Below are 16099 nucleotides of genomic sequence, written 5' to 3'. Positions count from 1 at the left end.
GATCCGCAGGGGCGTGAGCACGGGGTGGTGGTATTGGCGGGGGTAGGTCACGTGCATCCGCCCGGCCGGTGAGGTCCACTCCAGTACGCCCTCCGGGCACCGGGGGTCCCGCCGGTCGCGGTGGCTGACCGTCCAGGGGCCCAGCGGCCCGTGTCGGTGCTTGAGCAGGTGGTGGTGGCGGCACAGGTGCGCCAGGTTGCCCGCCGCGGTCGCCCCTCCCTGGGCCCACGCGACCGTGTGGTCGAGGTCGCAGCGTTCGGCGCTGCGGCGGCAGCCGGGGAACCGGCAGGTTTCGTCCCGGTGGCGCAGCCGGCGCTTGAGGTCGGCCGGGACCGCGTAGGTGGCCCGGTCGTACTCCAGGACCGTGCCGGTCACCGGGTCGGTCAGCACCCGGGACCAGGAGGGGGCGGCCACCGCGATCCGGGCGGCCAGCTCCAGCGGGATCGGGCCGTACCCGGCCAGCTCCGCGCACCCTCCGGCGGCGGGCAGCCCCGCCGGGGGCGCCCCGGGCCCGGTGGTGTGGGCGAGCAGGGCCAGGGCCGGGACGGTGACGGCGACCTGGCCGCGGATCCCCCGCAGGTCGGCGGGCCACTGGGGCGGCTCTCCCGTCAGCAGCAGGTCCGCCAGCACGTCCGCCTGCACCTGGGCGCAGGTGCGCCGATCACGCTCACTGCCGCCCGGGCCGCGGTCCGGGTCGGTCCCCGGCAGGCACCCTGCCGGGCCCGGGGTGCCGGCGGGGCCGGCACGCCGGGCCAGGGAGGCCAGCCGGTCGCGGGCGGCGTAGGCGGTGGCGGCGTCCAGCAGCGCGCACACCCTCGCCATCCCGTTCTCGCCCGGTTCCACCCACACCCGCCGATCGGCCAGGGCCTGGCGGTGACGCTGTTCCTCGGTGTTCCGCAGCAGCTCCTCCCGCCGCCGCCGGGCCAGCGCGCGCAGCTGGGCGGCCGTGCTCTGGGGGGCTGCGCGCAGCAGGTCCTCGGCCAGCTGCCGCACCGCCTCCACCGGGGGCCGCGGCTCCGGCGGAGGGCGCAGCTCGCTGCCCAGCAGCTCGATCCACGTCTCCACGACGACCTCGGCCTGCTTGCCCCCGATCACCCCGTCCTCCAGGGCGGTGAGCACCTCGGGCAGGGACCCGGCCAGGCCGATGGCCTGCTCCACGCGGCGCACCGCCGTGACCGCCGGCAGGCGCAGCACCGGGCCGATCTCCGCGGCCACCTCCAGCAGGCTGCGGCTCTCCAGCAGCTGCCGACCGCACCGCCGGGAACGTGCGTTCAGCCAGCGCACCAGCACCGCCCGCCGCTGCTCGTGGGCCTCCTCCTGGAGCCGCCACATCCGGTGGATCCCCCGCAGCTGCCGTCCCGCCGCGGCCGCCTCCGCCCGGGCATCACCGGCCAGCTCTCCCACCGCCCGGGCGTAGTCCCGCTCCAGGGCGTCCAGGTCCGTGTCCTCCCGCAGCATCTCCTCCAGGGACCGCGGATCCTCCGGGAACCTCGGATCACCCGGGAACGGCGGATCGTCCGGGAACCACGGATCATCGGGCCAGGTGGTCATGACTCCATGGTCCCCGCCACCACCGACACCCTAAGCCGTGACGCAGATCACCTCGATCACGGACTGCACCGGGCGGTCCGGGCACCCCCGGGGCCGAGGCCGGCCGCGAGCCAGGAGCGTGCCGGAGGCCCGGGCGTCGTCGCCGGATGCGCAGACGGGGAACAACGCCCCGGAGGCCCGGGCGTCGTCGGCGGAGGCGCAGGCCGGGGACACCCCGCAGGCCCGGACACGGAAGGCGGCCGGTTCAGAAGACGATGGTCTGGCGGTCGTGCCGGATGACCCGGTCCTGGCAGTGCCACAGGACGGCGCGGGCGAGCACCTGCCGTTCCACATCCGCCCCGCGCCGGGCGAGCTCCTGGGCGGTGTCCCGGTGCGAGACCCGGACGACGTCCTGCTCGATGATCGGCCCCTCGTCGAGGTCCTCCGTGACGTAGTGGGCGGTGGCACCGATGATCTTCACACCCCGCTCCTTCGCCTTCCGGTACGGCTCGGCACCCACGAAGGCGGGCAGGAACGAGTGGTGGATGTTGATCACCGGCACGCCCACGGCCTCGAGGAACGGCGAGGAGAGGATCTGCATGTAGCGGGCGAGGACGACGAGGTCCACGTTGCCCTGCAGCAGGCGCAGGTGCTCCGCCTCGGCCGCGGCCTTGTCGTGGGTGGGCACGTGGAAGAACGGGATGCCGAAGCCGCGGACGTCCTGAGCCATGTCCGAGTGGTTGGACACGACCATCGAGATCGTCATGGGCAGCTCACCGCGTCGCTGGCGCCAGATGAGGTCCAGCAGGCAGTGGTCGGACTTCGAGGCGAAGATCGCCACCCGGCGCGGCACCGAGAGGTCGGTGAACTTCCACTCCAGGTCGAAGCCGTCCGTCAGGGCGGCCCCGAGATCCTGCTCGAGCGCGGGGCGCAGGGCCGGGTAGTCGGGCAGGTGGAAGACTGTGCGCTGGAAGAACGCCCCGCCCTCGGGGTCGTCGGAGTGCTGGTCGAGCGCCACGATGTTGGCGCCGTGCCGGGCCAGCACCGAGGTGACGACGGCGACGATGCCCGGCTGGTCGCGGCCGTGCACCACCAGGCTCGCGTGGTCCGGGCGCAGCATGGAGTCCTTCGTGGTGCTCACCGGGCCACCCCGCTCTTCCGGGCGTCGCGGACCCATTGCGCCGTCGCCGCCAGGCCACCGAAGGCGTAGAGGTGCAGCCGCACCGGCCCGTGCACCGCGGGGTCGTGGCCGGCCGCGAACGCGTCCAGGAAGCGATCGGGGCCGGCGGTTCCCAGCAGCTGGGTCAGGGACAGTCCGTACTTCTGCACGATCCCGGCGGACGTCGAGATCCCGAAGCGGCGCGCGTAGCCGAGCAGCCGCCGGACCCCTGCCGGGCCGGGCACCCCCACGCGCACCGGGGCGTCGACTCCCCGGTCACGCGCCTCCGCCAGCCACCGCAGCACGCCGGCGGGGTCGAAGCCGAACTGGGTCGTCACGGCGGGCTCGATGCCCTGCCGGCGGAGCGCGGTGGTCTTCCCGGTGAGGGCCGACCACAGCGCGTCGTCGTCGATGCCGGGATGGCCTCCCGGGTATCCGGCGACGGCGACGGACTGCACCCCGTGCTCGGCGAGCAGGCCGGTGTGGATCACGGACAGGGCGTCGGGGAAGGGCCCCTCGGGCGTGCCGGGGTCCCCGCCCACCAGGAGGAGCTCCTGCGCCGCCCCGACGCCGGCGAGGGCGGTCAGGAACTCATCGAGCTCCGCGCGGGAGCGCATCCGCCGCGCCGCCAGGTGGGGCACCGGCACGAGGCCGAGCTCACGGGCGGCCCGTGCCGCGTCGAGTCGCAGGGCCGCGCCCTCGGTGCCGAGGTAGGTGATGTTGAGCCGGGTGCCGGGCGGGACGGCGGCGGCGGTCTCCTCGAGGACCGGCACGTCCCGGCCCGTCATCTCCAGGGAGAACCCCTCGAGGAGGGCGGCGGCGGCCGGGGTGACGGCGGGCGCGGTGAGCGGCATCGGGCATCCTTTGCACGGCGGGGCGGGCCGCCCCGGACGCGTGGGCGGGAGGGGTCGGGCGAGCGGTGTCTGAGAACACGATACCCAGGCGCGGCTCCCTCCTGGCACCCGGCGACGGTCAAGGGGTGAAGCGGTAGCCCATGCCCAGTTCGGTGAGGAAGTAGCGGGGGTGCGAACTGTCCGGCTCGAGCTTGGCCCGGAGCTGGGACATGTAGACCCGCAGGTAGTTGGCCTCCTCGCCGTAGCCGGGTCCCCACACGGTGGTCAGGAGCTCCGTGCGTCCGATCAGCCGGTGCGGATTGCGGGCGAGGACTTCGAGCAGACGCCACTCGAGCTTCGTCAGCCGCACCGGTTGCCCCTCGACGGTGACCGACCGGTCCGCCAGGTCGATGCGCACCCGCCCGTCGGTGGTCTCGACCACGGGGCCCGCCGGGTCGGGGTGGGCCCGGCGCAGCGCGGCACGCAGGCGGGCGAGCAGCTCGTCCATGGCGAACGGCTTGGTCACGTAGTCGTCGGCGCCGCGGTCGAGGGCGTCGACCTTGCTGTGGGACGCGTCCCGGGCGGAGACGACGATGATGGGCACGGTCGACCAGCCCCGCAGGCCCTCGATGACCTCCCCGCCCTCCATGTCCGGCAGTCCGAGGTCGAGCAGCACCACGTCGGGGTGCTCCCGGGACGCGATCTCCAGGGCCTGGCGGCCGGTGGCCGCCCGGTGGGTGCGGTAGCCGCGGGCCCTGAGGTTCACCAGCAGGGCCCGTGCGATCTGCGCGTCGTCCTCGACGACCAGCACCCCGGGGTTCACAGCCGCACCTCAGGAGCGGGTGACGGAGCGGCCGGAAGCGTCAGGACCATGGTCAGCCCTCCTCCGGGAGTGTCCCGGGCCTGCACCTGCCCGCCCAGGCCCTCGGCCAGCCCACGGGCCACGGCCAGACCCAGACCCACACCGGTGGTGGTGTCGCGGTCACCCGTGCGCTGGAACGGGCGGAAGATCCGCTCCTTGTCCGCGTCCGGGACGCCGGGGCCGTGGTCGACGACGTACAGGCGCATCGCGCCGGACCCGGCCTCGGCACGAAGGAGGACGGGGCCGGTGACGCTGTGCTTCAGGGCGTTCTCCACGAGGTTCGCGATGACCCGCACGAGCAGCCCGTGGTCCCCGAGCACGGGCGGCAGCCCGTCCGGGATCTCGGTGCGCACCCGGCGCAGTCCCGCCGTGCCGCCGAGGCTGTGCAGGGCGGTCTCCGCGAGGTCCTCGACCTCGAGCGGGGCGCGGTGCACGACGAGGTCCCCGGCCTGGATGCGGCTCATGTCGAGCAGGTCGTCGACCCGCTCCGTGAGCTGGTCGGCGGACTCCTCGATCGTGCTCAGCAGTTCCCGCGTGTCCTCCGCGCTGAGCTCCACGTCCTCGAGGCGCAGACTCGAGACGGAGGCCTTGATCCCGGCCAGGGGCGTGCGCAGGTCGTGGGAGACGGCGGCCAGCAGCGCCGTGCGCATCGCGTTGCCGGCCGCCAGCTCCTGGGCCTGCAGGCGCGCCTCGGCCAGCGCCTGCTGCTGGAGCACCGCGCCGACGCGCCCGGCGAAGGCCTCCAGCACGCCCTGGTCCGAGGCCTCCTTCGGGAACCCGTCGATCAGCAGGACGTGCCGCTCGTCGACGACGACCGTGTTGTCGCACGTCGAGGGGTCCGGTGCCGGACTCCCCGCGCCGGCCACCACCGTCCACCGCTCCGGCGCCGCCGTGTCCGAACCGTTCTCGGCCAGGGCCACTCCCCGCAGGTCGTAGGTACGGCGCAACCGGTCCAGCAGGGCGGGGATGCTCAACCCCTCGCTGATCACCCCGCCGGCCAGTTCGAACAGCACGGCCGCCTGGTGGCGGGCCCGGCCGGCCTCGGTGGTGCGCCGCGCCTCGATGTCGACGACACGGGCCACACCGGCGGCCACCAGCAGGAACAGCCCGAGTGCCCAGACGTTCAGCGGCTCGTGGATGATCCACATGCCGGTGGGCGGGGTGAAGAACCAGTTGAGGAGCATGGTGCTCAGCAGAGCGGCCCCCACCGCCGGCCACCACCCACCGAGGATCGCCACGAACACGACGACCGTCAGGTGGCACAGGAAGTTCAGTGTCACCGCCTCCGGGCCCGTGCCGGTCCCGAGGAAGATCCCTGTCAGGGCCCAGGGCGCGGCCGCGGCCAGGAGCCATCCCCCGAGGCGGCGCGCCGGGCTCAGGGCTGCCGGGTGCCTGCGCCGGCTCCTGGCCGGTGAGGAACCGCCGGGCGGGAAAGCCCCGGGCGAGGAGGCAGCCTGAGCGACGACCACCACGTCGAGGTCCCCGGCCGCGTCGACCCCCCGGGTGGCGATCGTGGAGGCGACCAGGCGGCGCCGGGACGCGCGGTGGCCCGCGCCGACCACCAGGTGCGTGGCCTGGACGCTGCGCGCGAACCCGAGCAGCGCCCCGGCCACGTCCTCGCCCAGCACCGTGTGCCACGTTCCGCCGAGGGTCTCCGCCATCCGCCGCCACCGCACGAGCGCGTCGGCGTCCGCCGCCGATCGGCGGGCGTCGCCGATGACGTGCACGGCCATGACCTCGGCCCCGGGCATCCGGTCGGCCAGCAGCCGGGCCCGCCGGAGCAGGTCCTCCGTCCCGGTCCCCCCTGACACGGCCACGACCACCCGGGCACGGCCGACCGGCCTCCCTGCGGCCTCCGCGGGAGAATCCCCCGCAGCGCCGTCCGGTGCTCGCGTCCGTGCCTCCACGGTGCCCTCCTCGGTCTCGCCCCGGGTCTCGTCCCGGGTGTGGCACTCGGCACCGTTCTCGGTGCCGGGCCGACTTGAGGCTCGGTGCTGTGCGCCCCGCACGCGAGCGTATCCACCCCCGGCCCCCACCGGCCACACCGGCGGCCGGACGTGCCGCCGGGGGCCGGTGCCGGCGCGGCCCCGGGGACGGGACCGGCTCTCAACCGATGATGGGCCGCTCCTCGGGCAGGCGGTACAGCCGCCGCTGGGTGCGCAGCGCCAGGGACGCGCCGACGGTGATGGTCCCCACCCGACCCAGGAACATCAGGGCGACGAGCACCAGCTCCGCGCTCGCCGGGAGGTCACCGGTGATGCCCATGGACAGCCCCACGGTGCCGAAGGCGGAGACGCACTCGAACAGCGCGGTCTCCAGACCGTGGTCGGTCAGCACGAGCAGGGCGATGGTCCCGCCGATGACCGCGGCGATGCCCAGCAGCGCCACCGACAGCGCCTGACGCTGGACCGAGGAACTGACCGAGCGGGGACCGACGGTGACCTGGTCGTGGCCGCGGATCTCGGTCCAGATCGCGAAGCCCAGGACCAGGAACGTGGCGATCTTGATTCCGCCGGCGGTGCCGGCGCTGCCGCCGCCGATGAACATGAGCACATCCGTGGTGAGCAGGGTCTCGGAGGACGCCGCGGAGTAGTCGATGCTGTTGAATCCGGCGGTGCGCGGGAAGACGGTCAGGGCGAGGGCCGCCAGCAGCTTGCCGCCCACCGAGAGGTCGCCCAGGGTCTCGGGCCTCTCCCACTCGAAGGCCGCGAACAGCACGAACCCGAGCACCAGCAGCACCAGCGTGCCGTAGACGGTCAGCCTGACGTGCACGGTCCAGCCCTTCTTCAGGGCGCTGCCGCGCAGCAGCTCGATGATCACGGGGAAGCCGAGCCCGCCGAGGACCACGGCCGTGCAGACGGGGACGATGATCCACGGGTCGTCGACGAAGCCCATGAGGCTGTCGCTGAACACCGAGAACCCGGCGTTGTTGAACGCCGAGACGGCGTGGAAGACCCCGTGCCAGATCGCCGGAAGCGGGGCGTGGTCGTAGGCGGCCCAGAACCGCACGGTGAGGACGACCGCGGTGACCGCCTCCACGGCGAACATGATCTGGGCGACCCGCAGCAGCACCCGGCGGACGTCGCCCAGGTTGAGGGTGTGGGTCTCGGAGGCGGCCACCAGTTGGGTCCACAGGCCGAGGCGCTTGCGCACGAGCAGCGCCAGCAGGGTGCTCAGCGTCATGATCCCGAACCCGCCGACCTGGATCAGGACGAGGATCACCACCTGGCCGAAGGGACTCCAGAACGTGGGCGTGTCCACCGTGATCAGCCCGGTCACGCAGACGGCGGAGAAGGCCGTGAAGATCGCCGGCATGACCACGGGCGCGTCGTGGACGGCTCGGGAGACCGGCAGCATCAGCACGAGCGCTCCGCACAGGATCGTCACCAGGAAGCCCGCCGGCACCAGCCGCACCGGGTTGTCCACGAACGCCTGCCTCATCGGCCCGGGGATCAGCTTCCTCCGGGTGCGCTTCGACCCGGGCCCCTTCGTCCCCGGAGTGCCGGCCCTGGAGTCCTTCGTCCCGAGGGTCTTCGCTGCCGGGGCTTGTGACCCGGGCACCGCTCGCGGCGCACTGCCCACCGGATCCACGGCAACCACCTCCTGCGGACCGCGGCCCTCTCCCCGGAGCGGGCCGCTGGGGGCGACCGCTCTCCTGCGCAACGGCTGCCGTCCACCGCTGCTGCGCACAGTCCACCGCTCCCGGGGTGCACCACAGGTGGTTCTTAATGCCGCGCTAATGCCGCCGTGAGACTTCTTGACACCCTCTTCACACCGTCCGGCCGAGCCCGTGGAGGCGGGCCGCCCCGACACGAACCACTACCGGCCGCCACGCGGTCCGGTTGTCCTGTTGCTCGTCGGCCCACCCCGGGGACTTCCGACACGTCCCGTCGTCCGCGCGACGCGCCGGAACGCTCCGGCACGCACCTCGACATGAGGTCAGACCTCGCCCGCAGTACCGTGGACCCTGCCCGGAACACCACGGGCGTGCGCCCCGATCCCTGAACCATGAGGAGACCGCCCCGTGCCGACCCCGCCCGACGCCCCGCACGGCGCGCCCCCCTCCCGCCGGGCCCTGGTGTACCTGGGCGTGTGCGTGGTGCTCGTGGGCCTGAACCTGCGCACGGTCTTCTCGAGCTTCGCCGCGATCCTGCCGGAGATCACCGCCGCCGCCGACCTGCCGGGCTGGGCTGTCACCGTGCTCACCACGGCACCGGTGACCCTGCTCGGGGTCTTCGCCCCGCTGGCTCCCCGGCTGGCCCGCCGCTTCGGGGCCGAGCACGTGCTGCTGGGGGCGATGATCCTGCTCGCCGCGGGGCTCGCGATCCGCGGCCTCCCCGTGGCCGGGACCGCGACCGTGCCCGCCCTGCTGGCGGGCACGGTCGCCTGCGGCGCCGCGATCGCGCTGGGCAACGTGCTGCTGCCCTCGATCGTCAAGCGGGACTTCACCCACCGGCTCGGGCTGATGAGCGGGCTCTACACCACGGCGATCGCAGCCTCCGCCGCCCTGGGGGCGGGCCTGACCTACCCCGTCCTGCAGGCCACCGGGTCCTGGCGGGCCGCCCTGGCCGGCTGGGCCGTGCCCGCGGTCCTGGTCGTTGCCCTGCTCGTCCCGGTGGCCCTGCGCCACCGCAGCGGGACGGCCCCCGCGGCCGGCGGCGGGCACAGCCCGTGGCGCTCCCCCGTGGCCTGGCAGGTCACCCTGTTCATGGTCTTCCAGGCCATGATGTCCTTCAGCGTCTTCGCCTGGCTCGCCCCGATCCTGCGCGACCGCGGGATCGACGGCGGGACCGCCGGCGTCATCGTGGCCGTCTCCATCCTGCTGCAGATGGCCGGCTCCCTCACCGCTCCCGTGCTGGCCGTGCGGCTGGCCGACCAGCGGGTGCTCAATGCCGTCGTCGCCCTGATGGCCGGCGGCGGCTTCGCCCTGTCGATCCTCGGGCCCCTGCAGCTCGTCTGGCTCTGGACCGGCCTGCTCGGCCTCGGCCAGGGCGCCCTGACCGCCGTGGCCCTGACCATGATCGCCCTGCGCACCCGCTCGTCCGCCATGGCGGTCCGGCTCTCCGGGATGATGCAGGCCCTCGGCTACGGTCTCGGCTCCTCCGGGACCCTGCTGGTGGGGCAGCTGCTGGCCTGGACCGGCGGCTTCACCGCCGCAGCGGCGCTCTTCACGGTGGTCGGCGCCCTCGCCGCGGTCTTCGGGTGGCAGGCGGGCAGGGCGCGGTTCGTCCGGGAGTAGCCGGGCGGACCCCCGCGGCCCCGGCAACACCGGCGCCACGGAGCACCGCGGACGATCCCGGCCCGGACTTCTTCCATAACACTATTGACCTACTCCTTGGTAACCCATATAGAGCCATGGCCGTCCTGAGTGTGCAGAGATAAACTCCAAGGGACCGCCGGCGCACCTCCCCGGCGGTCCACCTTCCCGGTGTTCCACCGCCTCCGGGGGCGTCCCGAGAACCGGACGACGGGGGCGGTCGACGGAGGCACCGGCCGGACATTCCGGCACACCTTCTCGTCCCGGTCCACGGACGAGGCCTCGACTCCGGAACCTGGGGGCACCCACCGTGAAACATCCACTGATCTCCCGCCTGGCCTCCGTCGCATCGGTGGCCGTGCTGGCCGCGACGGGCGTCGCGATCGGCGGCGCGGCCCACGCCGCGCCCTATCCGTACTTCTCCTCCCCGCAGGGGTGGCGCGTCGACCAGCACCCCCGTGAGCTCGCCGACGTCAACGGCGACGGGTGGGAGGACATCGTGGGCTTCGGCGACGCCGGCGTCTGGGTGTCCTACGCCCAGCTCAACGGCTACGCGGCCCCGCACCTGGTGGTCCCCGACTTCGGCCGGAACCAGGGCTGGCGGCCCGACCGCCACGTCCGCACGGTGGCCGACGTCGACGGCGACGGGCGCGAGGACGTCGTCGGCTTCGGCGACGCCGGGGTCCACGTCTCGTTCGCCGGTTCGAGCGGCGGCTTCAGCGCACCGAGGCTGCTGGTGCGGAACTTCGGCCGGGACCAGGGCTGGCGGGTGGACCAGCACCCCCGGCAGCTCGTCGACCTCAACGGCAACGGGACCGCAGACATCGTCGGCTTCGGCCACTCCGGCGTGCACATCTCCCACGGCATGCCGGACCGGTCGTTCTCCGGCACCGGAAAGCGCATCGACAGCTACGGCTGGGACCGGGGGTGGCGGATCGACAAGAACCCGCGGCTGCTCGCCGACATGGACGGCAACGGGACCGCGGACATCGTCGGCTTCGGCGACGCCGGCGCGTACGTGTCCTACTACTCGGGCCCGGGCGACACGTTCACCGCGGCCGCCCTGGCGGTGCCGAACTTCGGCCACCAGCAGGGCTGGCGCGTCGGCCAGCACCCGCGGGAGCTGGGGGACGTCAACGGCGACGGCCGCGCCGACATCGTCGGCTACGGCTACTCGGGGGTCTCCGTGGCCTACTCGCAGGGCCACCTGTCCTTCTCCGGGGTCGCACTGAAGGTGCGCGACTTCGGGCAGGCCCAGGGCTGGCAGGGCGACCGGCACCCGAGGACCCTCGGCGACATCGACGGCGACGGGATCCAGGACCTCGTCGGCTTCGGCAACGCGGGCGTGCACGTCGCCCACGGCCGGAGCGGCAACGTCTTCGGCGCCCCGTACCTGAAGTTCGACGACTTCGGCTACGACCAGGGCTGGCGGATCGACCGGCACCTGCGGCTGCTGGGCGACGCCGACGGCAACGGGCGGGACGACGTCGTCGCCTTCGGGGACCACGGTCTGTACCTGTCGCGGTCCTGACCGCCATTTATTGTTGAACAATCTGCCGGAAGGGGGCATGCTGGAGGGACCGACGTGACAAGGAGCACACCATGACGTCCTCCAGCATCGACCTCAACGCGGACTGCGGCGAATCGCTCAGCGCCTGGGCCATGCCGAGCGACGACGCCGTCCTCGGCGTGGTCACGAGCGCCAACGTGGCGTGCGGCTTCCACGCCGGGGACCCGACCGTCGCCCGCCGCACGTGCGCCACGGCCGCGGCGAACGGCGTGGTCGTGGGCGCCCATGTCTCCTACGACGACCTCAAGGGCTTCGGCCGCCGCTTCGTCGCGGTGCCCCGCGCGGAGCTGACCGACCAGGTGGTCTACCAGATCGGCGCCCTGCAGGCCCTGGCGCGCGTCTCGGGCACGGCGGTGCGCTACGTGAAACCGCACGGTGCCCTGTACAACGCGATCGTCCACCACGAGGAGCACGCCGCGGCCGTGGTCGACGCCGTGCGCGCGGTCGACCCCGAGCTGCCGCTGCTGGTGCTGCCCGGATCGGAGGTCGAGCGGCAGGCCGGCGCGGCCGGACTGCGGACCGTCCGCGAGGCCTTCGCCGACCGGGGCTACACGCCGCAGGCCACCCTCGTGCCGCGTTCCGAGCCCGGCGCCGTGCTGCACGACGCCGGGCGGATCGCGGCGCGCGTCGTGCGGATGGCCGTCGAGGGCGTCGTCGAGGCCGTCGACGGCTCCCTCGTGGACGTGGACGCCGAGAGCATCTGCGTGCACGGGGACACCCCGGGGGCCCTGCAGATCGCCCAGCACGTGCGCGGGGCCCTCGAGGAGGCCGACGTGCGCGTCGGCAGCTTCCGGTGAGCACCCCCCGGCGGGTGCGCCCGCTGGGCCCGCGTGCGGCCCTGGTCGAGTGCGCCGACCTGCACGACGCCGTGGCGCTGCACGCCCGTCTCGCCGGCCTGCCCGGCGTGGTGGACTGCGTGGCGGGGGCGGAGACCGTGGTCGTGCGCGCGGCGACCACCGCGGCCCTGCGGCGGCTCGCCGCCGTCGCCCGGACGGCCCCGCTCGGGGACGCCGGGACCCGCGAGGCCCGGACCGTGACGATCGACGTCGTCTACGACGGCGAGGACCTCGAGGCCGTCGGCGAGCTCACCGGCCTCGGCGCCGAGGGGGTGGTGCGGGCGCACACGGAGGGCGAGTGGACGGCCGCGTTCGCCGGCTTCGCCCCGGGCTTCTTCTACTGCGCCGGCCACGACGGCCTCGACGTCCCCCGCCGCGACACGCCCCGCACGGCCGTCCCGGCCGGATCGGTGGCCCTGGCCGGCCGGTTCTCCGCCGTCTATCCGCGCCGCTCCCCCGGCGGCTGGCAGCTCATCGGCCGCACCGCGGCCCGGATGTTCGAGCTGAAGCGGGAGGACCCGGCCCTGCTGCGGCCCGGGGACCGCGTGCGCTACCGGGCCGTGCGCGAGCTCGTGGAGCCCGTGCCGGGCGCCACCGGGCCGGGCTCCACCGAGCCGGTCGCGGGCCCGCACCTGGTCGTGGACGGCCCCGGCCTCCAGACCCTCGTGCAGGACCGCGGACGGGGCGGCTCCGCCGCGCTGGGCGTCTCGCCCTCCGGAGCCCTCGACGACGACGCCGCCGCGCGCGCCGGCCGGCTCGTCGGCAACCCCCCGGACGCCGCGGTGCTGGAGAACCTGCTCGGCCGGCTCGCACTGACCGCGCACGGGGACCACGTCCTCGCGGTGACCGGCGGCGAGGCGCCGCTGGCCGTGGAGGGTCCGGCGCCCTTCCGGCCCGCTCCGGGCACCCCGTTCGCCCTGCGCGACGGCGAACGGCTCGTCGTGGGCGCCACCACTGCCGGCGCGCGGGTCTACGTGGGCGTGCGCGGCGGGATCGCCGTGCCGCCCGTGCTCGGCAGTCGCGCCACCGACACCCTCTCCGGCCTCGGCCCCGCCCCGCTGGCTGCCGGCGACGCGCTGCCGGTCGGCCCGGCACCGGGCACCGCCGTCCAGCCCCCGGAGCCTCTTCCCGCGCGGCCGGGGACGCCCGTGGTCCGCGTCGTGCCCGGTCCGCGGGACGACTGGTTCACCGCTTCCGCCGTCGAGGAGTTCTTCGGCCGAGAGTGGGAGCTCACTGCCTCCTCCGACCGTGTGGGGGCCCGCCTCGCGGGCGAACCGCTGGAGCGCTCGCACACCGGGGAGCTGCCCAGCGAGGGGACCGTGCCCGGCTGCGTGCAGGTCCCGCCCTCCGGGCTGCCCGTGGTCCTGCTCCAGGACGCGCCCACGACCGGCGGCTATCCCGTGATCGGGGTGGTGGTCCCCGAGGACCTCTCGGTCCTGGCCCAGCTGGCCCCGGGTACCCGCCTGCGCTTCCAGCGGGTGCCGCCGCCGGATCTGGCCCCGCCGGGCGAACCCGCCACCGCCCACGAGACCGCCGAGACCGCCGAGACCGCCGAGACCGCCGAGACCGCCGAGACCGCCGAGACCCAGGAGTAGCACCGTGCGCAAGGTCCTGATCGCCAACCGCGGGGAGATCGCCGTCCGTGTCGTCCACGCCTGCGCGGAGGCCGGTCTGACCTCGGTCGCCGTCTACGCCGACCCGGACGCCGACGCCCCGCACGTCCTGCTCGCCGACGAGGCCTACGCGCTCGAGGGCAGCTCCGCCGCGGAGACCTACCTGGACGGGGACGCGGTGCTCGCCGTCGCCCGCCGGTGCGGTGCGGACGCCGTGCACCCCGGATACGGGTTCCTGTCGGAGAACGCGGGCTTCGCCCGGGCGGTGATCGAGGCGGGCCTGACCTGGATCGGTCCCTCCCCCGAGACGATCGCGCTGCTCGGGGACAAGGTCGCCGCCCGCGAGATCGCCCGGCGGGCCGGCGCGCCGCTCGTGCCCGGCAGCGACGGCCCCGTGGAGAGCGCCGAGGAGGCCCGGGCCTTCGCCGAGGAGCACGGCCTGCCGGTGATCGTCAAGGCCGCCCACGGCGGCGGCGGGCGCGGGATGCGCGTGGTCCGGGAGCTCGAGCACGTGGCGGACGCCTTCGTCTCGGCGGCCCGCGAGGCGCAGAGCGCGTTCGGGCGCGGGGAGTGCTTCGTGGAGCGGTTCCTGGACCGCCCTCGGCACGTGGAGGCGCAGGTCGTCGCGGACGCCCACGGCGACGTCGTCGTGCTCGGGACCCGGGACTGCTCCCTCCAGCGCCGCCACCAGAAGCTCGTGGAGGAGGCGCCCGCGCCGTTCCTGACGGACGACCAGCGCGAGCGCATCGCCCGGGCCGCCGAGGGCATCGCCCGGGAGGCCGGGTACGTGGGCGTGGGCACGGTCGAGTTCCTCGTGGCCCAGGACGGGCTCATCTCGTTCCTGGAGGTCAACACCCGGCTCCAGGTCGAGCACCCGGTGACCGAGGAGGTCTACGGCGTGGACCTCGTGCGCGCCCAGCTGGCCGTGGCGGCCGGCGAGCGGCTGCCGGTGCCCACGGCCCCGGACGAGCGGGGGCACGCGCTCGAGTTCCGGATCAACGCCGAGGACCCCGGCCGCGGCTTCCTGCCCTCCGGCGGGACGGTCGAGGCCGTGGACACCCCCACGGGCCCGGGTGTCCGGGTGGACTCCGGCGTGCGCAGCGGAACGCGAGTGGCCACGTCCTTCGACTCGCTGCTGCTCAAGCTCGTCGTGAGCGCCCCCACCCGGGAGCAGGCGATCGTGCGGGCGCGCACGGCCCTGCGCGAGCTGCGGGTGCACGGGGTGGCGACCACCGTCCCGTTCCACCGCGCCGTGCTGGACGCCCCGGCCTTCACCGGCGGCGACGGCCTCGGCGTGTGGACCACGTGGATCGAGGAGGAGTTCGCCGGCCGGCTCGCCCCGGACACCGGCTACGCCCGCGCGGACGCCGCCGGGCGCACCCGCTTCACCATCGACGTCGACGGCCGGCGCGTGAGCATCGGGATCCCGGACGCGCTCGCGGCCGCCCTGAGCTCCGCACCGGCCGGGAGCGCCGCCCCCGCCCCGGCCGCGGCGGACGACGACGCCGTGACCGCGCCCTTCGCCGGCACCCTGGTCTCGTGGCTGGTGTCGGAGGGGGACAGCGTGGAGGCGGGCCAGGACGTGGCCGTGCTGGAGGCCATGAAGACCGAGACCCGCGTCCCGGCACCCCGGGCGGGCACCGTGCTGGAGCTCGCCGTGGGCCCCGGCGAGGCCGTGGCCGCCGAGCAGGTGCTCGCGCGGCTCGCGACGGATGCCGGGGGTGCCGGGGGCGCGGAGCGGTGAACGCCGTCGAGCACGACGTCCTGACCACGGCCGCCGCCCAGGCCGGCCCCGCCCCGCACGGGGAGGTCATCCCGTGGGCCGCCGACGTCCTGCGCCAGGGCATCATCGCGGGCCGGCTGCTGCCGGGCACCCGCCTCTCGGAGACCCGGGTGAGCGAGGTGCTCGGGATCTCCCGCAACACCCTGCGCGAGGTCTTCACCGTGCTGGACGGCGAGAACCTCCTGACCCGGGTCCCCAACCGCGGCGTCTCGGTGGCCCGTCCGGGCGCGGACGACGTGCGGGAGATCTACCGGGTGCGGCTGGCCCTGGAGACCTCGGCCCTGCGCTGGACGGAGCCGGCCCCGCAGCCGGGCCTGCGCGCGGCGGTCGAGGCGGGCCGCGCCGCGCGCGAGCGGGGCGACGTCCGGGGCATGGCCGACGCCAACCAGCGGTTCCACGGCGGTGTGGTCGAGCTCGCCCGATCGGTGCGGCAGAACGAGCTGATGGCCCGCACGCTCGCGGAGATGCGGCTCGTCTTCTTCTCGATGCACGAGGACCCCTCGTTCCACGCGCCGTACATCGAGCGCAATGCCCGGATCCTCGCGCTGTTCGAGCAGGGCCGCCGGGAGGAGGCCGCCGAGCGGATGCACGACTACCTCGCGGTCTCGCGGCGCCGACTGCTCGAGGTGCTCGAGGGCCCACGGGTCCGGTAGGCA

The 16099-nt window shown here is 74.8% G+C and carries 12 protein-coding genes; 6 read left to right on the top strand and 6 right to left on the bottom strand.

Going from position 1 to position 16099, the window contains the following annotated elements; all coding sequences use genetic code 11:
• The 6 genes from ACH9EU_RS06825 to ACH9EU_RS06800 all read right to left on the bottom strand — a co-directional run.
• Window positions 1-1551 (bottom strand): HNH endonuclease signature motif containing protein (locus tag ACH9EU_RS06825; RefSeq protein ID WP_396413188.1); only part of this gene is annotated, 1551 nt, incomplete at its 3' end.
• A 244-nt stretch (window positions 1552-1795) separates the two neighbouring features.
• On the bottom strand, window positions 1796-2650 hold the full coding sequence (gene purU, locus ACH9EU_RS06820; RefSeq protein ID WP_396413190.1) for a formyltetrahydrofolate deformylase: 855 nt from the start codon (window positions 2648-2650) through the stop codon (window positions 1796-1798).
• Between the two features lie 17 nt (window positions 2651-2667).
• A complete protein-coding gene (locus tag ACH9EU_RS06815; RefSeq protein ID WP_396413187.1) occupies window positions 2668-3543 on the bottom strand; it encodes a methylenetetrahydrofolate reductase in 876 nt (291 codons plus the stop codon).
• Window positions 3544-3661: 118 nt separating this feature from the next.
• The gene (locus tag ACH9EU_RS06810; protein WP_396413186.1) at window positions 3662-4345 is read right to left on the bottom strand and encodes a response regulator; all 684 of its coding nucleotides are present in this window, start codon (window positions 4343-4345) and stop codon (window positions 3662-3664) included.
• A complete protein-coding gene (locus ACH9EU_RS06805; RefSeq protein WP_396413185.1) occupies window positions 4342-6195 on the bottom strand; it encodes an ATP-binding protein in 1854 nt (617 codons plus the stop codon). Before ACH9EU_RS06805 ends, ACH9EU_RS06810 begins: the two co-directional genes overlap by 4 nt.
• A gap of 295 nt (window positions 6196-6490) precedes the next feature.
• Complete coding sequence (locus ACH9EU_RS06800) at window positions 6491-7825, bottom strand: potassium transporter TrkG (protein WP_396413184.1); 1335 nt, start codon at window positions 7823-7825, stop codon at window positions 6491-6493.
• Between the two features lie 583 nt (window positions 7826-8408).
• Here ACH9EU_RS06800 and ACH9EU_RS06795 point away from each other — a divergent pair.
• From ACH9EU_RS06795 to ACH9EU_RS06770, 6 genes are all read left to right on the top strand, one after another.
• Window positions 8409-9623, top strand: a complete 1215-nt coding sequence (locus ACH9EU_RS06795; RefSeq protein WP_396413183.1) for an MFS transporter — start codon at window positions 8409-8411, stop codon at window positions 9621-9623.
• 328 nt (window positions 9624-9951) lie between these two features.
• Window positions 9952-11172, top strand: coding sequence for an FG-GAP-like repeat-containing protein (locus tag ACH9EU_RS06790; protein WP_396413182.1), 1221 nt, complete (start codon window positions 9952-9954; stop codon window positions 11170-11172).
• 71 nt (window positions 11173-11243) lie between these two features.
• Window positions 11244-12008, top strand: coding sequence for a 5-oxoprolinase subunit PxpA (locus ACH9EU_RS06785; protein WP_396413181.1), 765 nt, complete (start codon window positions 11244-11246; stop codon window positions 12006-12008).
• Complete coding sequence (locus tag ACH9EU_RS06780) at window positions 12005-13642, top strand: 5-oxoprolinase/urea amidolyase family protein (protein WP_396413180.1); 1638 nt, start codon at window positions 12005-12007, stop codon at window positions 13640-13642. Before ACH9EU_RS06785 ends, ACH9EU_RS06780 begins: the two co-directional genes overlap by 4 nt.
• A gap of 4 nt (window positions 13643-13646) precedes the next feature.
• Complete coding sequence (locus tag ACH9EU_RS06775) at window positions 13647-15404, top strand: ATP-binding protein (protein WP_396413179.1); 1758 nt, start codon at window positions 13647-13649, stop codon at window positions 15402-15404.
• On the top strand, window positions 15401-16096 hold the full coding sequence (locus tag ACH9EU_RS06770; RefSeq protein WP_396413178.1) for an FCD domain-containing protein: 696 nt from the start codon (window positions 15401-15403) through the stop codon (window positions 16094-16096). The genes ACH9EU_RS06775 and ACH9EU_RS06770 overlap by 4 nt, the downstream gene beginning before the upstream one ends.
• The last annotated feature ends 3 nt before the right edge of the window (window positions 16097-16099 follow it).

This window comes from Kocuria rhizosphaerae (genome assembly GCF_044462265.1).
In the GTDB taxonomy this organism is placed as follows: Bacteria; Actinomycetota; Actinomycetes; order Actinomycetales; family Micrococcaceae; genus Kocuria; species Kocuria rhizosphaerae.
The sequence above is the reverse complement of the archived record's forward strand: the minus strand, read 5'-3'. Positions and strand labels throughout refer to the sequence as shown.

Excerpts from the sequence above, each read along its gene's own strand:
- purU (WP_396413190.1), bottom strand. The coding sequence starts at position 2,650 with ATGCTGCGCCCGGACCACGCGAGCCTGGTGGTGCACGGCCGCGACCAG.
- ACH9EU_RS06815 (WP_396413187.1), bottom strand. The coding sequence starts at position 3,543 with ATGCCGCTCACCGCGCCCGCCGTCACCCCGGCCGCCGCCGCCCTCCTC.
- ACH9EU_RS06800 (WP_396413184.1), bottom strand. The coding sequence starts at position 7,825 with ATGAGGCAGGCGTTCGTGGACAACCCGGTGCGGCTGGTGCCGGCGGGC.
- ACH9EU_RS06785 (WP_396413181.1), top strand. The coding sequence starts at position 11,244 with ATGACGTCCTCCAGCATCGACCTCAACGCGGACTGCGGCGAATCGCTC.